Genomic DNA, 23,322 nt, shown 5'->3' on the forward strand with positions numbered 1-23,322 from the left:
AACCACATATTTTCTACAAATCACAGAAAAAAAGATCAAAAAAACGAGCATCGAATTCATCTCGATGCTCGTTTTTTCATTATACCGCTTTTTCTTTATCCGTTACCGCTGACTTATCCCAACACTCTGTATTCGTTAAACCTGGAATCGAATCTGCACTGAAGACTGGATCTTTTCCTTGTTTCTTTTGCCTTACATAGTCTGCCAAAGCAGCATATGCAAATCGCCCAAGAAGTGTAATCGCAATTAAGTTTGTAATTACCATTAGACCCATGAATAAATCTGCCATACTCCATACGACTTGAAGCGTCGCAATAGAACCGAATAACACCATTGCAACTACCGCAATACGGTAAATTGTTAACCAAGTTTTACTTTGTTTAATGAATTCAATATTCGTTTCACCATAATAGTAATTTCCTAAAAGTGAACTGAATGCAAATAAGAAAATAATAATCGCTAAGAAACTGCTCGCCCACGGGCCAATTTGTGAACTTAATGCATTTTGCGTTAATTCAATACCTTCTAAATTTGTCGCTTTATATGCACCAGAACATAGTACGATAAATGCTGTTGATGTACATACTAAGAATGTATCTACTAAAACACCAATCGTTTGAATAAAACCTTGTTTCGCTGGATGCGTTACATCAGCTGTTGCTGCCGCGTTCGGCGCACTCCCCATACCTGCTTCGTTCGCGAATAATCCGCGCTGAATACCATATTTCATTGCAGCACCGATACCACCACCTACAGCTGAATCTAAACCGAATGCACCTTTAAAGATTTCCGTAAACACATCTGGTATTAAATAGAAGTTTTTAATGACAACAAAAATAGCTACCGCAATATAAATAAGCGCCATTGGCGGAACAATCATTTCCGACATACGTGCGATACTTTTTACACCACCAAAAATAATAACCGCAACTAATGCAGCTAATGCAATCCCAACAATATAACGCTCAATACCAAAAGCATTTTTAAATGCTAATGTAACTGTATTTGCTTGTACTGAGTTAAAAATTAAACCATAACTAATTGTAATAAGGATAGAGAACCAAATTCCCATCCAACGTTTATTTAAACCTTTTTCCATATAATAAGCAGGACCACCACGGAAGCCACTGCCATCTTTTATTTTATAAATTTGTGCAAGCGTACTTTCTACGAAACTTGAAGAAGCTCCGATAATCGCAATAACCCACATCCAAAATACTGCGCCAGGTCCTCCCATAGAAATAGCTAACGCTACACCAGCTAAATTACCGATACCAATACGAGCTGCCGAACTCATACAGAACGCTTGGAAAGAAGATACACTACCTTTTTTACGCGTCTTTCCAGTTAATCCATCACTCATTAGTCGAACCATTTCCCCTAAATGAGTAATTTGTACGAATTTCAATTTAATAGAAAAATAAAGACCTAAACCAATTAACATTGCAATAAGAATATATGACCAAAGAATTGTATTCGTTGATGAAATAAATTGCTCTAAAATATTCATACAATTAACCCCTCCTTTTCTCCATAAAACGAATTATATTTAAAAAACATTCAAAAATCAACATTTTTCGACAATTTGCAATTTCCAAATATTAGCCAGGCACGAAGTAACAATATCCTTATGACTCTCTTCCCTCTAACTGTGCATACTAAAACAAAAAATAAATCTACAAACTACCCCATTGACAAAAGTATCAACCTGTAACTATAATGATTACATCAGGTTGTAACAAACCTAATTACAACAAATTCATTTACTTTCAGATATACACTTTAACAAAACACTTTGGAGGGATTTATTATGAAAATCGGAATCATCGGAGCAACTGGTAAAGCAGGAAGTCGTATTTTAAAAGAAGCATTAGATCGCGGACATGAAGTAACTGCAATCGTAAGAAACGCTGCAAAAATTACAGAAGAAAACGTAAAAGTTTTAGAGAAAGATGTATTCTCTCTTACATCTAATGACCTACAAGCATTTGATGTAGTTGTAAATGCATTCGGTGCTCCAGCAGGCGAAGAACACCTTCACGTAGATGCAGGAAACGTACTTATTGAAGCGATGAAAGGTGCACCTAACACAAAATTACTTGTAGTTGGCGGCGCTGGAAGCTTATTTGTAGACGAAGAGAAAACAACACGTGTATTTGATACACCAGGTTTCCCAAATGAATACCTTGCAACAGCTCAAAACCAAGGAAAAAACTTAGAAATTCTGCAACAAACTAACGATATTACTTGGACATTCATCAGCCCTTCTGCACTATTTGCATTAGGAAAACGCACAGGCTCTTATACAGCTGGCAAAGACAACCTTCTTGTTAACGCAAAAGGTGATAGCTACGTAAGTTACGAAGACTTCGCAGTTGCAGCACTTGATGAAATCGAAAATCCAAAACACGTAAACGAACGCTTCACAGTTGTTTCTGAAGCTGAATAATAAAAAAAGCTCGTAAACATAATGTTTACGAGCTTTTTTTATTATTGTACTTGCTCTAAACCATTCGGAGTAATCTTAAAGGAAATTTCTTTAAACTTTTTCGCATCTCCTTTTCCAACTAACTCACTCTTTTTATACCAATTCAAGCGATCTGATTCAGCATGATATACTTTCACTACATCCCCATACTGGAATGAGGTGCCATTTACTTGCTCAGCAAAATTCTTCGAAGTTTCTTGTCCTTCTGCTGTTACATATTTTTTCTCAATCCCATTTTGATCATATAGCGTAATTCCCATGTATAATTCATTTTTAAAATAACTATGAATTTGTTCATTTGTATACGTTACATGTAATTTCTGCCCTTCATGATTTAACGTTACTATTGAAGTAATATCATTGTAAAGACCTTGATAAACAAGACTGTCTCCATACGTTACTTCGAAAGCTACTTCTGTTACTTTCTTGCTTCCAAAACGATCTTTCGTTTCTACTTTCACTGTTTGTTTGCCAATATTTGTTGTGTCCGGCTTTTCTACAAAACCTACCACTTCTCCATTATTCACTTCAACAAACTTCTTCGCATCTAACTTTTCGCTATTTGTTCCGATTACTACTTTTTGTGGTACCACTTTTACTTCTTGTAGCGTCTCCATTCTTTCAAAGCCTTGCTCTGTAACTTTAAAGAATACTTCATGAACGCCATACTCCTTATCCACGAATTCATTCTTTTTGTACACTTTAAATCTATCAAACTCTTTTTGATATACTTTTACTACATCACCATACTCAAAAGTCATTCCATTAAATTGTTCTGCGAATGCTTTTGTATTTTCAGATGCTTTTACAGATAATGCTTTCTTCTCTTTTCCAGCTTTATCGTATACAGTCATTTCCATATATTTTTCATCTGCAAATGAAGTATGCATTGGACCTTCTGAATTTGTTGTACTAAATTTCTTTTCGTCATGGTTTAATGTCACAATCGATTTAATATTCGTTCCACCATGCCATGTACCAAAGAACATAATGCTATCTCCGTAAATCACTTCTACTGGGACTTCTGTCACTTGCTTATTTCCGAAAATATCTTTCGTTTCTACTTTTACTTTTTGTTCACCAATTTTTGTTGTATTTGGTTTCTCTACAAAACCTACCACTTCTCCGCCTTTTACTTCAACGAATTTCTTCGCGTCTAATGTTTCACTATTTGTTCCAATTACTAATTTTTGCGGCACAGCTTTTACTTCTTGTAACATATCCATTTTCTCAAAGCCTTTTTCTGTCACTTTGAAGAATAGTTCTTTTGCCCCTTTTTTCTCTCCTTGACCAGCAAGGTTATTATTTTGATACCATTTCAAGCGATCTGGTTCTGCATGGAATACTTTCACTACATCTCCATACTCAAACGACAGTCCATTCACTTGCTCTGCAAAATTCTGTGAAGTTTCTTGTCCTTCTGCTGTTACATGTTTTTTCTCAGTTCCATTTCCCGCATATAACGTGATTCCCATGTATAGCTCTTTATTAAAATACTTATGGATTTGACTATCCATATCAGTCACATGTAATTTCTTCTCTTCATGCTTTAACGTTACAACTGAAGCAATTTCATTGTCGAATCCTACATATGCAATACTATCTCCATACGTCACTTCTAACAGTACTTCTGTCACTTGCTTATTTCCGAAACGATCTTTCGTTTCTACTTTTACTTTTTGTTCACCGATTTTTGTTGTAATTGGTTTCTCTACAAATCCAATTACTTCTCCATCTTTCACTTCAACAAAGTTTTTCGCATCTAACTTTTCGCTATTTGTTCCAATTACTACTTTTTGTGGCACGGCTTTTACTTCTTGTAAAGTCTTCATTCTTTCAAAGCCTTTTTCTGTCACTTTGAAGAGTAACTCTTTTTCTACTTTCGACTTACCTTGACCGGCAAAGTTATTATTTTGATACCAATTAAAGCGATCCGCTTCAGCGTGATATATTTTTACTACATCACCGTATTCAAACTCTAAGCCATTAATCGTTTTTGCAAACTCTTCCGTGTTTTCAACACCTTTTACAGTTGCTTTCTTTTTCTTTTTACCAGTTGCATCTAGCAATGCGAATTCAAAATACGTTTCTTCCTTGAAATTCCCATGTGCTTTATTGTGATGATCTGTCGCACTAAACTTCTTCTTATCATGTTGTAATGTTACAACTGATTTGATATCGCCATCACCTGTATACTCAATCCCTTTAAAGACTAAGCTATCTCCATACGTTACTTCTAACGATACTTCTGTCACTTGCTTATTTCCGAAAATATCTTTTGTTTCTACTTTTACTTTTTGTTCACCTAGTTTTGTTGTATTTGGTTTCTCTACAAATCCAATTACTTCTCCAGCTTTTACTTCAACAAAGTTTTTCGCATCTAATTTTTCAACATCTGTTCCTACTACTACTTGTTGAGGTTTCGCTGTTACCTCTTGCGACATATCCATTTTCTCAAAGCCTTTTTCTGTCACTTTGAAGAATAATTCTTTTGCCCCTTTTTTCTCGCCTTGACCAGTAAGGGTATTATTTTGATACCATTTCAAACGATCCGGTTCTGCGTGGAATACTTTCACAACATCTCCATACTCAAACTGCACTCCATTTACTTGCTCTGCAAAGTTCTTTGAAGTTTCTTGCCCTTCTGCTGTTACATGTTTTTTCACTGTTCCATTTTGATCATATAAAGTGATTCCCATATATTGTTCTTTATCAAAATATTTATGAATTTGTTTATTCATATCAGTCGCATGTAATTTCTGCTCTTCATGCTTTAACGTTACAACTGAAGCAATTTCATTATTGTATCCTACATACGCAATACTATCTCCATAAATTACTTCTAAAGACACGTCCGTCACTTGCTTATTTCCGAAACGATCTTTCGTTTCTACTTTTACTTGTTGTTCACCAATTTTTGTTGTATTTGGTTTTTCTACAAAACCTACTACTTCACCGTCTTTTACTTCAACAAAAGCTTTTGGATCTAGCTTTTCAATGTTGGTTCCGACTACTACTTGCTGTGGTTTCGCCGTTACTTCTTGTAAACTATCTTTTAATTCAAATCCTTGCGGAGTAATCTTAAAGAATTTTCCTTTTTTATTTTTAGCTTCCCCTTGATCTGCAAGTTTATTATTTTGGTACCATTTCAGACGGCTTGGTTCTGCGTGGAATACTTTTACTACATCACCATATTCAAAATCCACTCCATTTAGTTCCAGCGCGAATCGTTTTCCAGTTTCTTGTCCTTCTGCTAATACACTTTTCTTTTCAATCCCATTTCGATCATATAGCTTTAAGCCCATATATTCTTCATTTTCAAAACGGTAATGTATTTTATTATTAGTAAAGTTTGCATTTAATTTTTTTTCATTGTGATGAAGCATCACCGTCGACATTACATCATTTGAAAGTCCTTGAAAAATGATACTGTCGCCATAAATCCCATTGACTTGGACAGGAATTAAATTTTTATTTCCTTTCTCATCCTCAATTTCTACTAACACTTCCTGTTTCCCATTCTCTAATTTAGGCCATATAATATTACCTGTTACTTTTACATTCTCACCTAACTTTTGAACAAGCTTACTTGCTTCATTTTCATCAAAATCTGTACCAACTAAAAGATTTCTCATCTCATTAGATGGTTCACCATATGGAACTTCGTATGCTTCAACTTGCTTCTCGCGAATATCATTACTATCTGTAGCTTTCCAAATTTCCTTTTCTAATTTAGGTAAATTTAATTTTTCTATTTTCTCTCTAATATCATCATTTGGCGTTAATCCCCATTCCTCAAAGAAAGGAATTAAATTTTGCCCTGCCACTTTTGATGTCATATAAACAAACATTTGCTTTTTCTCTTCATCAGACGCAGGCATTTCACTCTGTGGTAACAAACGATAAGCTTGATGTAACCTAGGATAGAAATGTTCCCCATACACTACATTTAATTGCCAAAACATCGTAAGCGGATTAATTTCATCAATTACTCTTTCCTCAATAGGTCTTTGTAAATACTCAAATGATTTTTCATAATGTTCTTCCATGTCTAGTTTATTCCCTAATGCTTTTTGTACTGCTAAAGAATAAATGTTGACTGTTACTTCTCCAACAGCATCCCAGTCCCAAGCCCTTTGTTGATGTAAATGTCCAACTTCATGCCATGGTCCCCAGCCATCCTTTTCAAGCACTTCTATATCTAAAACTCTATTCATTGCGCTTGGAATATATCCTGTATGATAATTTGTTGCAAACATGAAGTCATCTTCATCCGGATTCCGTTTTTCAACAAACTGAACGTAATGATTTGGAGATTTTACGACTCCAATACCGTCCTCAGATAATCCTGCTACTGCATTTTCCAAACGAATAATCTTATCATGTAATTTCATTAACTTTGTTGGATCTGTATCGTTCATATGATCTTGAACAGCACTATAACTCGCAGTAATTAAACTTCTCTCACCTTTTAATTCCACTGCATAAGGATCTTTATATTTCTTCAACATTTCATCAAAATCTTTTTTCGTATGCTTACCTAAAATAAACAAAGGAAAGTGACTTCCACCATTCGTAACAGAAGCCGTTACCTCACCTTCGTCATTCATATTATAAAAATACAAAATACCACCATTTGATGATGAAATAACATTTTTACCAGGTTTTAAATCAAACTTTTCAGGATCCTTTTCATCATATGATCTTGTTCCTATAAAAGCTTGAATAGACTGATTTCCTTTTATTTCAATTGTAATCTTTTCATTTGGCGCTGCATAAATTCCAGTCGGTTCGTTAACCGAAAGGTGAAAAGTTACTTTTAAGCGTTCTGTTTCCTTTTCTATATCACCTTTTCCAGGTACATGAAACGTCCTCTGCTCAAATTTATTCTCTTTAACCTCTTCTAATTTACCACCTTTATTTTCTTCCAAAGGTGCCGCATATCCTTTCGATGCTTCGAAAGCTACTGGCGATAATAATGTAGATATACATATTCCAGCCACTAATACCCTACTCGTCTTTTTCTTCGACATAATCTGTGTCCCCTGTTCCTTTATTTAGAAAAACCTTCCTATGTAAATATTCATTTAATAAGACATCCTATTATTTTTATAAAAACATTTAACGAATAGACTAACACCTCGCGCACCTGTATCAATTACTACCGCATTCCTCTCAATGTATTCACTTTCTTACATTATAAAAATTTTTATGTAACGTATCCTCCTCACTTCCCTCTACTTGTGATGAGTTCTCTCTACATAAAAAAGAGAATAGTAAAAGATATATTTCAGTATTGTCATCTATACATCTAAAGTTGTGAATAATAATAGAAACTTACATTTTCTTCATATATGACCATCTATAGGTAGTTTTTCCAACTGAATTTTACACGCTTTCTACACTGTTTGATAGCCTTTCCAATCAGAATAATGTTACAATTTCGTGAATACAATCTATTAATTGTAACGTTTGAATTTTAATATATCTATATTATTTCTAAATAGAGTTTAAACTGTATAAACAGTAATTTTATCCCACATTTAATTTTCCTAATATAATTTTATCATTCGTATAAAAAAGCATTGGCACACAGCCAATGCTTTTTCATTATCTCTTTTGATTCGGTTTATGTGGTTCATTTGGTGTATAGGGTTTATTTGGTTTATTATCATGACCATTTGTTGTTTTCCAACTTACCGATAACTCCGGACTTGTTTTTTCTTCACTGCGCTCAAGTAATACGACTGCATTTTGAATTGTTGGTGTGCCCTTATGCGCGATACCTTGTAGCTTCGTTAATTTTCCTATTACTTTAAAGCTAAATCCACCAGCTGGTGTTTGTTTTGGAATTAAGATGCGGAACTTTTCTCCCACATTAAATTCCGTTTTTGCTTCGCCCTTTTCATTTACAAACTTCGCTCCCGCTGGTGCACCTGTTGCTTGTACTTTATACGTTCCGCTTTTCGCGTTTGTTTCTACTGTATATAAACCTGTTTCAAAGAAATCATTTTTCAACACTGCTTGTTGTTCTTCTGATGGTACGACGCTCATCGTAATTTCTTGTAATTCTTCACTAGCATTTGCTTTTGCAACGATGTCTTTCGTTACCTTTTCTACATTTTTATTTCGGAAATCTAAATCATTAATATCGATTTGTTTTAAAGTATTCCATACTGCAAGCTGCGTTGCATAATGCGCTTCTCTCCAATCAGAAACACCTAATTCTTGTGGGCTCTTTTGTGGATATCCGTTTAATAATACACGGTACACATTAATATCCACTTTCCCCATTTCCGGTAAATCTTGACCGCTTGGAGATTTCAAATCTACATTTAAGCAAAAAGCAATCTTACCATCTGCCGTTTTTATAAGCTCTGTTCGAATTGGTTTCTTCTTTGACCTACTATAACTCCAATCCATTTCATACTTTGTATGATCCATAACTTCCGCGAATGCTTTTTGAAGTGGAAATAATAAGTTCGCAAATACAAATAAAACACTCAAAAAAGCGGCCATTAGCTTGAACGATCTTTTTATATTCATGTTTACAACCCCTTATGAAATAACAAATTTTCTTCTGTTTATTATTTAGTTAGAATTTTTTTTATACATAAGCAAAACAAAAAAAGAGTGCAAACTGTTTGCACTCTTTCTCTCCACTATAAGTTTAGAAATCAAAGTTATCAGGATCTGGACCAACGCGATGATTTTCGTTTAACGCATCGATTTTCTCCATATCTTCTTTCGTTAATTCAAAATTAAATATATCAGCGTTTGCAATAATGCGGTGTTCTTTCGTTGATTTCGGAATTGTTACAACTTCATTTTGAAGATCCCAGCGTAAAATGATTTGAGCTGTCGTTTTACCATACTTATCAGCAATTTCTTGCAATGTTTCGTTATCTAACAATTGACCTTGCATAAGTGGTGACCATGCTTCCATTTGAATACCCTGCTCTTTACAGAAAGCTTGTAATTCTTTTTGTGTTAAGCGAGGGTGATATTCCACTTGGTTAATCATCGGTTTCATTTCTGCACCTGCTAGTACGTCTTGCAGATGATGGATTTGGAAGTTACTTACGCCAATTGCACGTACGCGTTCTTCTTTATAAAGTGTTTCTAACGCTCTCCACGACTCTTTGTATTTTCCTTCTACAGGCCAATGAACAAGATATAAATCTAAATAATCTAGCTCTAATTTTTTTAAACTTTCTTCATATGCAGCAAGTGTCGTTTCATACCCTTGATCCGAATTCCACACTTTTGAAGTAATGAATAAATCTTCTCGAGAAATCCCTGCTTCTTTTATGCCAGCGCGAATTCCTTCTCCTACTGCTTTCTCATTTCCATAAATCGCAGCTGTATCGATACTGCGATATCCTGCTTTAATCGCTGATTTCACAGCTTCTACAAGTTCTGGTCCATCCTCGACTTTAAATACACCTAAACCGAACCAAGGCATTTCTACACCGTTATGCAATGTTGTTGTACTTTGTAAATGTTTCATTATATTTTCTCTCCCTTATTTTACTTGATCTCTTTTTTCTAACGTCATACTCCACGCTGTTAACATAACAGCACCTACTACCATAATTCCGCCTACCCAAGCTGTATGAATTAACCCTAACGAGTTCGTTACAATGCCGCCTAAGTAAGCACCAAGAGCGATCCCTGCGTTAAACGCTGCAATGTTAATCGCGGATGCTACATCCACAGCACTTGGAACAAACCTCTCAGCCAATATAACGACATACACTTGTAACCCTGGAACATTCATAAATGCGAATAGTCCCATGAAAATAATTGTGATGAATCCAGCGACTTTAAACTGCGCTGTAAATGTTAAAACAAATAATACAATTGCTTGAATAAAGAACATGTAAAATAATGCTCGAATCGGATTATGATTTGATAATTTTCCGCCGACCATATTCCCAATCGCAATTGCGATTCCGTACACTAACAAAATAATTGTAACGGTACTTGCTTTAAATCCTGTTACTTCTTGTAATAACGGAGATAAATACGTAAATGTTACGAATGTTCCCCCGTATCCTAATGCAGTAATAATAAATACAAGTAATAGTCTTCCATTCGTAATCAGCTTACATTGATCACGAAATGATACAGGCGTACCTTTTTTTAAGTTAGAAGGAATTAGCATACTATTGGCGATTAAGGCAACGATTCCAATTGCCACAATTACAATAAACGATGCTCTCCAGCCAAATTGTTGACCGATAAACGTTCCAATTGGTACACCTGTAATGGTCGCAACGGTTAAACCAGTAAACATAAATGCAATTGCGCTCGCACGTTTATTCTCTGGTACAAGTGCAGCCGCAATGGTGGAACCTATCGACATAAAAACGCCGTGCGCAAACGCAGATACAACCCTCGCGATAAGTAACACAGTAAAACTTGTTGCCACCGCCGCAATTCCATTTCCTATAATAAAAATAATCATAATCCACATTAATAACGTCTTTCGCGACATACTAGCTGTTAATGACGTTAATACTGGGGCACCAAACGCTACTCCTAATGCATATAAAGAAACGGTTAAACCCGCTGTTGTAACAGAAACATGTAAATCCTCTGAAATAGATGGTAATAAACCGACACTAATAAATTCGGTTGTACCAATTCCAAACGCACTAATGGCTAGTGCTAATAAAGCAAACATACTTCTCCGATTCGTCTGTACTGCCGAAGAAGATACTGTATATGAATTCAATTGAACTCCTCCTTAATGCGAGAAATCCAATCATAATAGTATGAAAAAAGGCCTTTTTTCTTCTACAAAAATAAATTTACTGCTCATATATGCTATTATGAATGGCTTCACTCTTTTTTTGAAGAACGCACTTAAAAGTACGATAGGTACCCAAAAGTAACATAGGCACTTTTTGGTACCGTACTACTCATTTCCCTCTTACATATGCTATTATGGAACATATTCAACAGGATAAAAAGTACGTACTTTAAAGTGCTATAGGTACTTTTTAGTAACATTTAAATTATTTAGCTTCTTTTGTTGGAGAACTGAAATCTACATTCATCAAAGGAGATTTTTATATGAAGAAATATAACATTCCCGTTGAAGCGACTTTAGAGGTTATCGGCGGAAAATGGAAAGTCGTTATTCTTTGCCACTTAACGAAAGGTACAAAGAGAACGAGTGAATTAAAACGTCTCATGCCTGGTATTACACAGAAAATGTTAACGCAGCAATTACGCGAATTAGAAGAAGATGGCGTTATTCAAAGAAAGGTATACAATCAAGTACCACCGAAAGTAGAATATTCCCTTACAGACTACGGTTGGTCTTTAGAATCCATTCTTGATTCCCTTTGTACTTGGGGCGAATGCCATCTTGAAAAAAGCGGTAACACATCGATGCTAATAACAGAAGATGAACAATAAAAAAGGAAAAAATGAACATGAATTTGTCCATTTTTTCCTTTTTTTATTTATATATACGTACATTTCTTAGCTTAACAAAATAATTTATGCGCTTTCACACCTTGTCAGTACTACGTTATACACTTAATATCAAATAATTAGGAATCATTTTTATGTTAACATAGGTGTATATAGTATATAATATAGGATATATATTATATACACTTTCCGATAAAGGAACTTTCCATTATGCGGACAAGCCAAGTATCGGACAGTTCATAAATAATAGGTAGGACATTATGGTTTTGGATTTATGATTTCAGCTTACTTGCTGGCATAAATTTAAAGGCATTTTATTGTGCTTTGTGAAACTTTGTATAAAGTTTCGCAAGCGTTTACTATCTTACCTATAAAAAATAAGAGTATTGCTATCGTAAAGGAGAATTGGAGATGCCAGAAACTATGACTCAAACAAAGCCAGAACAAGAAACTGTACAAATTTCTGCTAGCCAAGGACAACTTGATGTACTTGATCAGTTGTTAAAACCTGAGGTACAAGAATCATTAACTACACTAGTAGAACAGCTTCCAAAATTAACTGAGCTTGTTAATATTTTAACTAAGTCTTATGACTTCGCTCAAACTGTTGCTACTGATGAAGTATTAAAAAGCGACACTGTTAGTGCAATCACAGAGCTTGTAGAACCTGTAAAAGATACAGTGAAAGGCATGGCTGCTACTGCTATCGAAGCGAAAGATCGTGCTGACGAAAGCAACGAAGTTATCGGCCTATTCGGTCTATTAAAATTACTAAAAGACCCACAAGCACAAAAAATGTTCCGCTTTGTGAACGCATACCTTCAAATTAGTGCAGAACGTAACAATAAATAATTTAACTTATAACAACAATTAGTAAAGACGGGGGATATCATACTATGTCAAAACAAATTGTCATCTTAGGCGCTGGTTATGGCGGTCTTCTTGCCGCTTTAAACGTACGTAAATATTACAGCAAATCAGAAGCACAAGTTACAGTGATTAATCAATACCCAACACACCAAATCATCACTGAATTACACCGCCTTGCAGCTGGTAACGTTGCTGAGCAAGCAATTGCAATGCCACTTACAAAGCTTTTCAAAGGTAAAGATATCGATCTTAAAATCGCAACAGTTGAGTCATTCTCAGTTGATAGCAAAGAAATCAAACTAGCTGGCGGCACTACTTTATCTTACGATGCACTTGTAGTTGCTTTAGGAAGTAAAACTGCTTACTTCGGTATTCCAGGACTAGAAGAAAACAGCATGGTATTAAAATCTGCTGCTGATGCAAACAAAATCTACAAACACGTTGAAGACCGTATTCGTGAATACGCGAAAACGAAAAACGAAGCTGATGCTACAATCGTAATTGGTGGTGGCGGATTAACTGGCGTTGAGCTAGTTGGTGAGCTTGCTGACATTATGCCTAAACTTGCAAAAAGCCACGGCGTAAATCCAAAAGAAGTTAAACTTCTTCTTGTTGAAGCAGGTCCAAAAATCCTTCCAGTATTACCAGACCACTTAATCGAACGTGCAACTACTAGCCTAGAAGCACGCGGTGTTACATTCTTAACAGGTCTTCCTGTAACAAACGTTGCTGGCAATGAAATCGACTTAAAAGACGGTCAAAAACTTGTTGCTAACACATTCGCTTGGACAGGTGGCGTACAAGGTAACCCATTAATCGGTGAATCAGGTCTTGAAGTAAACCGTGGTCGTGCAACAGTTGATGCATACCTACAATCTACTTCTCACAAAGACGTATTCGTTGCTGGAGACAGCGCTGTTGTCTTCGCTCCAGACGGACGTCCATACCCACCAACTGCACAAATCGCTTGGCAAATGGGTGAGTTAATTGGATACAACTTATACGCAGCACTAGAAGGCAAAGCATTCGAAGAGTTCGCACCTGTAAACTCTGGAACACTTGCTAGTCTAGGACGTAAAGATGCTGTTGCTACAATCGGAGCAAGCAATACTCCACTTAAAGGCTTACCAGCATCATTAATGAAAGAAGCAAGTAACGTTCGTTACTTATCACACATTAAAGGTCTATTCAGCTTAGCTTACTAATCTGAACATAAGCCCGAATCATGCCCTGCATGATTCGGGCTATTTTTATCCGTAATTTTCTCTAACTTATTTATTCGGCAGAAAAGTCATATAACCCTTTAAATTATCTAAATTTACTGATTATTTCATGTCTAAATTGTGTATATGAAAGAATGGAAGTATTCTTCCTACTCCCATCCTTTCACACAAATTATTATCCTAATTTAACTAGGCTGTAGTTCTTCTTCCCTTTACGAATAATAATAAATCGTCCATCAAATGAATTTTCTACAGTAACATCTGTACCCACATCTGTTACCTTTTCGCCATTCATCGAAATAGCTCCATTATTAATATCCTCACGTGCTTGTCGTCTAGATGGTTCAATTCCTAAATCAACTAGCCATTCTACGATGTTTTTCGTCTCTTTTGAAGACTCGAATGTTGGCATCTCTTTAAAACCTTGTTCAATTTCATCAGCTGTTAACGATTTAATATCTCCGCTAAATAATGCTGCTGTAATTTTCACAGCTTGTAGGAGCGCCTCTTCGCTATGAACGAATTTCGTCATTTCTTCCGCTAATACTTTTTGTGCTTCACGTTTATGAGGCTCTGTTTCTACCTTCACTGCCAATTCATCGATGCGCTCTTTCGTTAAGAACGTAAAGTATTTCAAGTATTTCACTACATCACGGTCATCTGTATTCACCCAGAACTGGTAAAATTCAAACGGTGTTGTTTTTTCAGGATCAAGCCAAACCGCACCACCTGCAGATTTACCAAACTTCGTACCATCAGATTTCAATAATAACGGAATTGTTAGTCCGAATACTTTCGCTTCGTGCCCTTCTAACTTACGAATTAAATCTAAACCACTCGTAATATTTCCCCATTGGTCACTACCACCAATTTGCAGTTGAACATCTTCTTTCGTGTATAAATGATGGAAGTCCATCGCTTGCAAAATTTGGTACGTAAATTCTGTGAAAGAAATTCCTGTATCTAAACGACTCGCTACAATGTCCTTCGCTAACATACTATTAATGCTAAAGTTTTTCCCGTAATCACGTAAAAACTCAATAATATTTATTTCATGTGTCCAGTCGTAGTTATTTACCATCTTCACTTCGCTATTTCCGCCAAAATCAAATAGCTTTTTCATTTGTGCTGTTAACGCATCCACATTATGCTGAACGACTTCTAACGTTTGAAGTTGACGTTCTGATTGACGTCCGCTCGGATCACCAATTGTTCCTGTTGCCCCGCCAATTAAAATAACTGGATGATGGCCAGCTAACTGGAATCTCTTCATCATCATAAACGGAATCAAATGGCCAATATGCATACTGTCACCAGTCGGATCAACTCCGCAGTATAGTGAAATCTGTTTCTCTTCTACTAGCTTACGTAAACCTTCTTCGTCCGTCTGTTGATTAATAGCGCCACGCCATTCTAATTCATCAATAATATTCATCTTTTGTCATCCCCTCTATTTTTTGAAAACAAAAAGTCCCTATGTCTATGACATAGGGACGATTATTCACCGTGTTACCACCCAGTTTGTATAAATAGCATAGCTACTCATACCACTCTTAGCAATAATATCGATTGCCAATCCGCTTAGCATTACCTAAGATACTCCAGAGTGTAATTCGCAAGTTTGTTTGTGCTAGGTTCCAGCAACCCCTAGCTCTCTCATTAACAGTGACAAACTGCTACTGGGCTCTTTCAACGTATATTATTTGTTAAATTATTAGCCATTATATTGAATTGAAAACAAATTGTCAACAATACCCAAATGTTATTTTAAAATAATTCACATTTTCATACGTATTTCGTTACTCTTTATCTTCTCCAATAATCCTTACTTCTCGCTCTAACTTCACGCCAAATTTCTCTTCAACAGTCTTTTGTACAAAGTGAATTAAATCAATGTAATCTTGTGCTGTGCCGTTATCCACATTAACCATAAATCCAGCGTGTTTTAAAGAAACTTCCACTCCGCCAATTCGCTTACCTTGTAGTCCTGATTCTTGAATCAATTTACCCGCAAAGTTATTGGGTGGGCGCTTAAATACGCTACCACATGAAGGGTATTCTAGAGGCTGTTTTGATTCACGTTTAAACGTTAAATCATCCATTTTTGCTTTAATTTCTTCATGCACACCTTCTTCAAGTTCAAATCTCGCTTCAAGAATAATATAATGGTTGTTCGCAAATACACTCTTACGATATCCAAATTCAAATGCTTCTTTCGTCAAAGTACGTAGCTCTCCATCACCTGTCATCACAACAGCTTCTGTTAACACAAACGATACTTCACCGCCGTAAGCACCAGCATTCATATATAATGCTCCGCCAACTGAACCTGGAATACCACAAGCAAACTCAAGACCCGTTAAATTATGATTTAATGCAATACGTGATACATCAATAATTGCTGCACCGCACTGTGCTACAATCGTAGTTCCTGTTACAGTCACACCTGTAATGTGAATTAAACTTACTATAATCCCGCGAATTCCACCGTCTTTAATAATGACATTCGATCCATTTCCTAAAAACGTAACTGGAATATTATATTCGTTAGCATATTTAATAACTTCTTGAATTTCATCATAATTTGTCGGTGCAACGAACACATCTGCTTTTCCGCCAACTTTAATATGCGTATGATTCTTTAACATTTCATCTTGTTTCACATGACCTTCAGGCAATACCGTACTTAAATATTCATAAACCTCTTGCATATTCATTTTACGATTCCTCTATTTCTATATTCTTTTTATCCCGTTATACGGGCCCATAATATCCCCACATACATGAACGAACCTAAAGTGGTGGATACAGTGTACCCAAAATCAATTCGAGACACCTATAAACCTCTTAATTTATAAGAGGTTCCACTCATATTAAAATATATATTGCATAATAAAGCAACCCAAATGAGCTACTAAACTTGACATGTCATCAGAAAGACAACAATTTGTAAAATATATTACTTTTTCAAAACACTATCCTTCAGTATCTTACTATATCACACGAAAATAAAGTGGTATTTTTTTGTAATCTTTACTTTATTTTCATCACTTATTATAAATTACTTTTCGTTCTCTTCTTTTTCCTTATCAAACCATAATAGTTCGTCATCATCAACTTCACCATTATAGTTGATTAAAATTTCTTCTCCCGCTTTTATATCCTTATAAGCGAAGAAGTTAAACGTATGATTCTCAAAGACAATTTCATACGTTGCATTCGGATTATATGCATGATTAAATAACATGCCGTATCCTAACAGGAATGCCGTATGATTTACCCCATACTCAAATGCGTAGTCAGCAAGTAACGTTTTCTCAATGTGTTCATGCTGTTCATTCGGATAAGAGATAACTGGTGCTGAGTGAATCAACTCACCCTTTTTAATATCACGAGTTGCAAATACACCTCTATTAAATTCTCCATCACTAAGTTCAGAAGTCTTAACTTCAATCATATGCGTCACCTATATAATTCTTTCTTTGAAGTATTTTATCCCGCTATTTGCGAGGTTCAACTAATAATCAGTAGGTATTAGTCTCACTTTATCTCCTTAAGCTTGGCAGAAAACGCGCAGAAAAGCAATTAAATTACTATCAAGTATTCATTTAAATGAAAAAAGAGCACACATGGTGTGCCCATTTTAAGGGATATTACTTTTCTAAAATATCTTCTAGCAACTTCACTTGCTCGCTAACCGTATGTAACGTCTTCACTGATGTATCATTGCGATGTTTTTCTTCTTCCACACTTGCCAATACTTCTTCCGTAGCAGCAGAAGTTTGCTGAATTACATGAGAAGCATGTGTAACATCCTTTACGATATTCGTCGTTTTAACTTGGAAACTTTCTTGATGATCAACAATCTCTCTCATTACATCATTAATTACATCAATAAACTTCCCTAAATCCGTTACATTTGTTAAAACACTTGCTAACATTCCGTTACATTCTTCTTGTACTCTTTCTGATTTCTCTACCTGTACTTCCACTTTACTTGCTTGATTACTAAACTCCTTTAAAATCCCTTGAATTCTCCCCGCAGAACGATTTGATTCTTCAGCAAGCTTTAATACTTCATTCGCTACAATAGCAAATCCTTTTCCATGCTCTCCTGCTCTTGCAGCTTCTATATTTGCATTTAAAGCTAGCAAACTCGTCTGACTTGAAATATTCGTTATTACATCTACAATTTCATTAATTTGCTTCGACTGCATCATTAAATCTCTAAATATAATTCCTGATTGTGAAACAACATCGTTTAAACTTCTCATATTCACTTCAAAATTTCGTAAAGTATGCACACTGCCCTTTGAAATTTCTAAACTTTCATCCATACGAAGTGACGCATTTCTTACTTGAGAAATGATTTGTTCAATATTTCCTTCCATATCATTCAATACTTCTACCGAACGATGCATCATCTCTGATTGTGATTGGGTACCAACTGCCACTTCTTCAAAAGCGAAATTAATTTCACTCATCGACTCCATCGATGTATTCATATTTTGTCTTAAATGATTGAAATTACTATCTAACTTTACAACCGTTTCCTCAATAAGTCTTTGCGTTTCTTCTAGCTCCTGAGCTTTCCTCATTACTTCTTGCTTCTCATCACTTAAGCGAGCTAGCAGATTAGAACCAATCTTCGTTACGCCCCACATAGCGATCGTTACGATTGCTAACAAGCTTGCGAAGTTTGCAGCTTCAGATGCCGCTGTATAAGCAAAAAATTGCTCCGGCCAATAACTACAAAGAATAAATGTAATAACAACCGCCACTCCGCCGAGAATGATAACGAGACGTTCACTTAAATAAATAAGTGAAACTGCTAATGTAAAGTAGACCATTTGAAATACAGCCGGACTTTCATTAAAAGCTTGTACCATAATGAAAGACATAATAAGCAGCATAAATGTCATAATATATTTATACATCGCTTCCATGCTTTCTATAAAAGTAAGAAGCGTTCCAAATACAACAACTGAAATACCGCAAACCCAAAACGCTATTGCTCTCTCTGTAAAAATATATCCGTAATACCCAATCGCGATGATTCCAAGGAAGAAACTACAAATCGTGATAAACAACAATAAATGATTTTTCTGTGATTCTTTCTCCAGGTTAGAAAAACAAGTTTTCTTTAACCACTCCATGTATAAAATCCCACTTTCTACACTTAATTACTTCAACTTAAAGACCGCACTCACTGGGTTATGATCACTATTTTCAAACTTTAAATCTTTTCCTTGCACATTTACAATCTCAACATTCGGTGAAACGATAAAGCCATCAATAATCGTGACAAAGTTTTCACCTTCCACATACTTCTTCACATCATCTCTCACCGTCATAACAGACGGATCTACAGCCCACTTAAAGCCACCATTAGTAAAGTCCTTCGGCAACTCTACTAACCATTCTGGACGTTCTTTCACAAACTTCGGATCACTTAACTGAACATCAGAAAGTAATTGATTCCAATCTCCGCCCATTATTACGTAATCACCATTTTTATAATGCTTGTTCATATATTTTTTTAAATACTCTACTTGCTGCTTTCTAATTTGTCCGCCTTCATCATACGCAGACAAATGTAAATTTACGAGTCTAACAAACTTCCCATTACTAACAGGGATTTTATGCTCAACAATCGCTCGATCTAAATCAAACAAACGCTTTGGCCAAGGTTCCACTCCAGGAAGCTGGAACCTCTCCGCTGTTTGCACTTTATATTTAGAAAACGTACTTAATCCAGCCTCCGCATATCCCATTGGACTTGTAATTGGGACAGGGACCCATTTTGTATCATAGTTCTTTCCAAATGAAGAAGCATAATCAGATAGTCCCTTTTTCAAAAACTCATGCCCATTTACATCAAAAGAGCGCAGTGATTTTATATCAACTTCTTGTAATAACGCAAAATCACTATTCTCATTTTGTAAAAACGAAAGCATATTCTTTAAATTCGTTTCCGTTTGCTCTTTACTACTTGAACCAGATCCCTTTCCGCCATCCATGAAGAAATCTTGATCCTTATCTAATCCAGCATATCCAATATTAAATGTTGTAACTTTAAAATCATTGTCAGGCGCTAATACGCGCTCCTTATTATTTTCCACCTTTAAACTTATAACATCAGCAGGCTGTTCTTTTGTAAGTGTCATATACGCTAAAAAACCACCTACAACTCCCACCCCTACTAAAATACATATAAGTACTATTTTTAATATTTTTTTCAAATAAACGCCCCTTTTCTAAAACACACGGTTTAATTTTCTTTATTTTCAGTTAACTAAAACTGAATGACAGACATAAGAAATATTTTATCACATCGAAAACTCTGTATCACTATATTTAGTTTATAAGTAATTATTCTCACTCTTAAATTATCAAAAATACAAAATACCCCGACTCCTTCACTGGAAATCCAACAAAATGTTTAGTACACTATATGTAATAATCATAGGCGATGGAGTTCGCCATAACTGCTGCTTAGCTAATGACTCCTACCAGTATAACTACTGGTAGGAGTCTATTTTTTTGAGCAAGCTATTTAAAGAGGTGAAGAAATTGATTTATATTATTGTTGGCATAGCCGGTATATTAGGAGCCCTTTCTCGCTATTATTTAGGTCTTACTATTCATACTTCATGGCATCATTCATTTCCACTAGCCACGTTGCTCATTAACTTAATCGGCTGCTTTTTATTAGCATGGCTAACTACGTATATTGCTTGGCGAAACATCTTACCTTCAGAAATGATCACAGGCATCGGGACTGGGTTCATCGGTTCCTTTACGACGTTTTCAACGTTCAGTGTAGAAACCGTACAATTAATCAATCTTTCTGAATGGGGTACGGCTTTCTTATATGTATCATGCAGTATACTTGGTGGCCTCATTATGTCTGGCTTTGGCTATACACTAGGTGATTCCTTAATAAAGAAACAACTTGCGGAAGGTGATCACTTATGATGGAAGCTTTATTAGTAGCGACTGGAGGTTTCTTCGGTGCAATTACACGATTTGCAATTAGCAATTGGTTTAAAAAAATAAATAAAACTTCCTTTCCAATTGCTACATTTCTCATCAATATAACAGGAGCGTTTCTACTTGGATATATAATTGGCAACGATGTCACTACAAGTTGGCAATTATTATTAGGGACTGGATTTATGGGTGCCTTCACGACATTTTCGACGTTTAAATTAGAATCTATTCAGCTTTTCAACCGCAAAAACTTTGGCATACTATTTCTATATTTAAGTGCCACTTATATGATTGGTATCCTTTTTGCATTCCTTGGCATGAAACTAGGCGGAATATAAAAAAAAGAAAGCGACTCTAATCAGTCGCTTTCTTTCATAAGAAGTATGTCCCGCCATACGGAATGGAAAATAAACCCGCTGGATGCACATCGTAATGTACAATTTGCATTGGAGGCTGTGAGTAAGGCATATACTGCCCTTGCATCATTTGTGCAAAATATGCTTGTTGCTGCATTTGAATCGCTTGATTCACAGCATGAATTGTCCCCTGTGCTCCTGCCAGTGTAATAGCTGCTCCCACTTGTCTACCACTATAAAAATAATGATTCATCATGATTCAGCTCACTTAATATTTTTCTTCCATATAGTATGTTCCTATTTTATAGTGAGTATTTTGTCCTGATTAATTGATCCCTCACTACTTAAACTTCATTTTATCTATTATTTTTTTTCAGCTTTGAAGTAACAAATCCAAATAGTAATACACCAATACCACTCAAGAACAATACATAACTTATTGGTACTAGGAAAAAGAAAGGTTCTTCAAGGAATCCATTCGCTCCCACTTTACTGTTTGAAGCATGTATAGCTAAAGAAATGATCGCTAAAATCATGAAAGAAATAGCTACTACGTATTTATTTATCATTTCACATTCTCCTCTATTCATATCATTACCCTTAGATTATTAACATCATATTACCTAAAATAAAATCATTCGTCAATAATTTTTTATCGTTTTACAATAAATAATTATTGATTAGCATAAGTCGAAAAAGGTTTATAAAGCACCTTAAATTGCCTCACAAACCTTTTCAAACATAAATATTTACACTTCAAACCTCTTGCTTACTACAGCATAAATCGCACACAATAGCACGAATATCCCAGCATAAATTAACAAAATTTCTACACTAAACATATCAGCCAATGGACCAAATATTATCATTCCTAAAGGAAGCGCGCATGAATTAGCTATTTGTACAAGACTAAACATTCTTCCGTGCATAGAAGGTTCTACTTTTTCCTGCAATAACACGGTAACCGGTGTATTGAAGCACGGCATTGTTATACCAATTAAAAAGTTAAATACTAAATACACAATAAATACCGGAGCAATCCCTAGTCCAATCATAAGCAGTCCATACAACGCACAAGCTAGCGCTGTTGTATGCATACGATTACGGAAACCACCCCATGCCGCAATCAATACGCCACCAGCTGCCGCCCCCGCACTAAAAGTCATTTCACTAGCAGTAAGTCTCCACATTTCTGCACCGAAAGAACGAGTTACCATTAAAGGTGTTAAAAAGGCGGCTGGACTTATTAAAATCATGACAATAATTAATAAAAAGAGTAGCCTTTTAATAAATACATTTTCTTTTAAGTAAGCAAAGCCTTCTTTTATACCTTGTAGATTAGATTTTTGCTTACTCTCTGTATTCACATGTCTCTCCACTTGAATGATAAACATAATACTAATTCCAATCATAGCCGTAATAACATCAATAAAAAATGTCGTTTCAATGCTAGCAATAGAAAGAATTGCAGCACTTGCTGCTGGAGAAAGAAACATAATTAAAGATGTAATACTGCTATTTATCCCATTCACTTTCATAAGATGATCTTTCGGAACGATTTGTGGGATTAATGCATTCACAGCTGGCGTTTGTACCCCTGTCCCAGCTGAACGAATGAGTAGTACTATAAAAAGTAACCAAATACTTTTATATCCTGTTACAAATAGAACTGCTAAAACTAACGTAGCAATTGCTATAACCCCGTCCGATAACATAATCATTTTTTTACGCTCGTAACGATCAATCCACACACCTGCAAATAAAGAAATCACGATTTGTGGTAGGAAACCGCAAACAGTTGAAATGGTCAACATTAACCCTGACGATGTCGTTAAGGTGATATACCATATAATCGCGTACTGTACGAGAGATGAACCGAATAACGAAATCGTTTGAGCGGTCAAAAATAATATAATTTTTGTTTTCCAATTGTTTTCAATCATAT

The 23,322-nt window shown here is 35.5% G+C and carries 19 protein-coding genes, 1 riboswitch and 1 other annotated feature; of the genes, 6 read left to right on the forward strand and 13 right to left on the reverse strand.

Features of this window, described 5'->3' with window-relative positions; all coding sequences use genetic code 11:
- Positions 1–79: 79 nt before the first annotated feature.
- Positions 80–1,510: an alanine/glycine:cation symporter family protein gene (locus PDL00_RS27440; RefSeq protein ID WP_270732518.1), complete on the reverse strand. Its 1,431-nt coding sequence runs from the start codon at positions 1,508–1,510 to the stop codon at positions 80–82.
- Between the two features lie 300 nt (positions 1,511–1,810).
- On the opposite strand from PDL00_RS27440, the gene PDL00_RS27445 reads away from it, so the two are divergent.
- Positions 1,811–2,449, forward strand: a complete 639-nt coding sequence (locus PDL00_RS27445) for an NAD(P)-dependent oxidoreductase (protein ID WP_000689893.1) — start codon at positions 1,811–1,813, stop codon at positions 2,447–2,449.
- 41 nt (positions 2,450–2,490) lie between these two features.
- Here PDL00_RS27445 and PDL00_RS27450 read toward each other — a convergent pair whose 3' ends face one another.
- The 4 genes from PDL00_RS27450 to PDL00_RS27465 form a co-directional block, all read right to left on the reverse strand.
- Positions 2,491–7,521, reverse strand: coding sequence for a putative mucin/carbohydrate-binding domain-containing protein (locus PDL00_RS27450; protein ID WP_270732521.1), 5,031 nt, complete (start codon positions 7,519–7,521; stop codon positions 2,491–2,493).
- A gap of 577 nt (positions 7,522–8,098) precedes the next feature.
- Positions 8,099–9,034: a thioester domain-containing protein gene (locus tag PDL00_RS27455; protein ID WP_270732523.1), complete on the reverse strand. Its 936-nt coding sequence runs from the start codon at positions 9,032–9,034 to the stop codon at positions 8,099–8,101.
- Between the two features lie 124 nt (positions 9,035–9,158).
- Complete coding sequence (locus PDL00_RS27460; protein ID WP_242254682.1) at positions 9,159–10,001, reverse strand: aldo/keto reductase; 843 nt, start codon at positions 9,999–10,001, stop codon at positions 9,159–9,161.
- Between the two features lie 12 nt (positions 10,002–10,013).
- The gene (locus tag PDL00_RS27465; RefSeq protein ID WP_242254684.1) at positions 10,014–11,177 is read right to left on the reverse strand and encodes an MFS transporter; all 1,164 of its coding nucleotides are present in this window, start codon (positions 11,175–11,177) and stop codon (positions 10,014–10,016) included.
- Between the two features lie 392 nt (positions 11,178–11,569).
- Here PDL00_RS27465 and PDL00_RS27470 point away from each other — a divergent pair, with 392 nt between their 5' ends.
- From PDL00_RS27470 to PDL00_RS27480, 3 genes are all read left to right on the forward strand, one after another.
- Positions 11,570–11,917 carry a winged helix-turn-helix transcriptional regulator gene (locus PDL00_RS27470; protein WP_061679266.1) on the forward strand — a complete coding sequence of 116 codons (348 nt, stop codon included), beginning with the start codon at positions 11,570–11,572 and terminating at the stop codon, positions 11,915–11,917.
- Between the two features lie 429 nt (positions 11,918–12,346).
- A complete protein-coding gene (locus PDL00_RS27475; protein WP_001115312.1) occupies positions 12,347–12,787 on the forward strand; it encodes a DUF1641 domain-containing protein in 441 nt (146 codons plus the stop codon).
- 44 nt (positions 12,788–12,831) lie between these two features.
- Positions 12,832–14,010, forward strand: a complete 1,179-nt coding sequence (locus PDL00_RS27480) for an NAD(P)/FAD-dependent oxidoreductase (protein ID WP_270732525.1) — start codon at positions 12,832–12,834, stop codon at positions 14,008–14,010.
- 193 nt (positions 14,011–14,203) lie between these two features.
- On the opposite strand, the gene tyrS is transcribed toward PDL00_RS27480, so the two are convergent.
- The 5 genes from tyrS to PDL00_RS27505 all read right to left on the reverse strand — a co-directional run bounded on the left by tyrS (position 14,204) and on the right by PDL00_RS27505 (position 20,270).
- Complete coding sequence (gene tyrS, locus PDL00_RS27485; protein ID WP_242254624.1) at positions 14,204–15,463, reverse strand: tyrosine--tRNA ligase; 1,260 nt, start codon at positions 15,461–15,463, stop codon at positions 14,204–14,206.
- A 51-nt stretch (positions 15,464–15,514) separates the two neighbouring features.
- Positions 15,515–15,730: a binding site (T-box leader), on the reverse strand.
- A gap of 97 nt (positions 15,731–15,827) precedes the next feature.
- The gene (gene murB, locus PDL00_RS27490) at positions 15,828–16,745 is read right to left on the reverse strand and encodes a UDP-N-acetylmuramate dehydrogenase (protein ID WP_242254626.1); all 918 of its coding nucleotides are present in this window, start codon (positions 16,743–16,745) and stop codon (positions 15,828–15,830) included.
- A gap of 344 nt (positions 16,746–17,089) precedes the next feature.
- On the reverse strand, positions 17,090–17,485 hold the full coding sequence (locus PDL00_RS27495; protein WP_000573651.1) for an SET domain-containing protein: 396 nt from the start codon (positions 17,483–17,485) through the stop codon (positions 17,090–17,092).
- Positions 17,486–17,681: 196 nt separating this feature from the next.
- On the reverse strand, positions 17,682–19,184 hold the full coding sequence (locus tag PDL00_RS27500; RefSeq protein WP_242254628.1) for a DUF4077 domain-containing protein: 1,503 nt from the start codon (positions 19,182–19,184) through the stop codon (positions 17,682–17,684).
- A gap of 27 nt (positions 19,185–19,211) precedes the next feature.
- Positions 19,212–20,270 carry an endonuclease/exonuclease/phosphatase family protein gene (locus tag PDL00_RS27505; protein WP_242254630.1) on the reverse strand — a complete coding sequence of 353 codons (1,059 nt, stop codon included), beginning with the start codon at positions 20,268–20,270 and terminating at the stop codon, positions 19,212–19,214.
- A 217-nt stretch (positions 20,271–20,487) separates the two neighbouring features.
- Positions 20,488–20,547, forward strand: a riboswitch (Fluoride riboswitch).
- A gap of 54 nt (positions 20,548–20,601) precedes the next feature.
- Between PDL00_RS27505 and crcB (PDL00_RS27510) the strand changes: the two genes are divergently transcribed.
- Together crcB (PDL00_RS27510) and crcB (PDL00_RS27515) are read left to right on the forward strand one after the other, a co-directional pair.
- Positions 20,602–21,006 (forward strand): fluoride efflux transporter CrcB, encoded by a 405-nt coding sequence (crcB, locus tag PDL00_RS27510; protein WP_242254686.1) that lies wholly within the window; start codon positions 20,602–20,604, stop codon positions 21,004–21,006.
- Positions 21,003–21,359: a fluoride efflux transporter CrcB gene (gene crcB / locus PDL00_RS27515; RefSeq protein WP_242254632.1), complete on the forward strand. Its 357-nt coding sequence runs from the start codon at positions 21,003–21,005 to the stop codon at positions 21,357–21,359. Before crcB (PDL00_RS27510) ends, crcB (PDL00_RS27515) begins: the two co-directional genes overlap by 4 nt.
- 34 nt (positions 21,360–21,393) lie before the next feature.
- Here the strand turns inward: crcB (PDL00_RS27515) and PDL00_RS27520 are convergent, their stop codons facing one another.
- The 3 genes from PDL00_RS27520 to PDL00_RS27530 all read right to left on the reverse strand — a co-directional run bounded on the left by PDL00_RS27520 (position 21,394) and on the right by PDL00_RS27530 (position 23,320).
- The gene (locus PDL00_RS27520) at positions 21,394–21,633 is read right to left on the reverse strand and encodes a DUF3947 family protein (RefSeq protein WP_000980963.1); all 240 of its coding nucleotides are present in this window, start codon (positions 21,631–21,633) and stop codon (positions 21,394–21,396) included.
- 100 nt (positions 21,634–21,733) lie between these two features.
- Positions 21,734–21,967 carry a DUF3955 domain-containing protein gene (locus tag PDL00_RS27525; RefSeq protein ID WP_081110345.1) on the reverse strand — a complete coding sequence of 78 codons (234 nt, stop codon included), beginning with the start codon at positions 21,965–21,967 and terminating at the stop codon, positions 21,734–21,736.
- Positions 21,968–22,126: 159 nt separating this feature from the next.
- Complete coding sequence (locus PDL00_RS27530) at positions 22,127–23,320, reverse strand: MFS transporter (RefSeq protein WP_242254634.1); 1,194 nt, start codon at positions 23,318–23,320, stop codon at positions 22,127–22,129.
- Positions 23,321–23,322: the final 2 nt, after the last annotated feature.

It is taken from the genome of Bacillus cereus group sp. TH152-1LC, from assembly GCF_027710505.1.
GTDB classification, from domain to species: domain Bacteria; phylum Bacillota; class Bacilli; order Bacillales; family Bacillaceae_G; genus Bacillus_A; species Bacillus_A mobilis.

What these genes read in the sequence shown, in the direction of transcription:
- PDL00_RS27500 (WP_242254628.1), bottom strand. Translation starts at nt 19,184, where the DNA reads ATGGAGTGGTTAAAGAAAACTTGTTTTTCTAACCTGGAGAAAGAATCA.
- PDL00_RS27465 (WP_242254684.1), bottom strand. Translation starts at nt 11,177, where the DNA reads ATGTTTGCTTTATTAGCACTAGCCATTAGTGCGTTTGGAATTGGTACA.
- PDL00_RS27440 (WP_270732518.1), bottom strand. Translation starts at nt 1,510, where the DNA reads ATGAATATTTTAGAGCAATTTATTTCATCAACGAATACAATTCTTTGG.
- PDL00_RS27530 (WP_242254634.1), bottom strand. Translation starts at nt 23,320, where the DNA reads ATGATTGAAAACAATTGGAAAACAAAAATTATATTATTTTTGACCGCT.
- PDL00_RS27480 (WP_270732525.1), top strand. Translation starts at nt 12,832, where the DNA reads ATGTCAAAACAAATTGTCATCTTAGGCGCTGGTTATGGCGGTCTTCTT.
- tyrS (WP_242254624.1), bottom strand. Translation starts at nt 15,463, where the DNA reads ATGAATATTATTGATGAATTAGAATGGCGTGGCGCTATTAATCAACAG.
- PDL00_RS27450 (WP_270732521.1), bottom strand. Translation starts at nt 7,521, where the DNA reads ATGTCGAAGAAAAAGACGAGTAGGGTATTAGTGGCTGGAATATGTATA.
- crcB (WP_242254632.1), top strand. Translation starts at nt 21,003, where the DNA reads ATGATGGAAGCTTTATTAGTAGCGACTGGAGGTTTCTTCGGTGCAATT.
- PDL00_RS27470 (WP_061679266.1), top strand. Translation starts at nt 11,570, where the DNA reads ATGAAGAAATATAACATTCCCGTTGAAGCGACTTTAGAGGTTATCGGC.
- murB (WP_242254626.1), bottom strand. Translation starts at nt 16,745, where the DNA reads ATGAATATGCAAGAGGTTTATGAATATTTAAGTACGGTATTGCCTGAA.
- PDL00_RS27475 (WP_001115312.1), top strand. Translation starts at nt 12,347, where the DNA reads ATGCCAGAAACTATGACTCAAACAAAGCCAGAACAAGAAACTGTACAA.
- PDL00_RS27520 (WP_000980963.1), bottom strand. Translation starts at nt 21,633, where the DNA reads ATGATGAATCATTATTTTTATAGTGGTAGACAAGTGGGAGCAGCTATT.
- PDL00_RS27455 (WP_270732523.1), bottom strand. Translation starts at nt 9,034, where the DNA reads ATGAATATAAAAAGATCGTTCAAGCTAATGGCCGCTTTTTTGAGTGTT.
- PDL00_RS27445 (WP_000689893.1), top strand. Translation starts at nt 1,811, where the DNA reads ATGAAAATCGGAATCATCGGAGCAACTGGTAAAGCAGGAAGTCGTATT.
- PDL00_RS27525 (WP_081110345.1), bottom strand. Translation starts at nt 21,967, where the DNA reads ATGAATAGAGGAGAATGTGAAATGATAAATAAATACGTAGTAGCTATT.
- PDL00_RS27495 (WP_000573651.1), bottom strand. Translation starts at nt 17,485, where the DNA reads ATGATTGAAGTTAAGACTTCTGAACTTAGTGATGGAGAATTTAATAGA.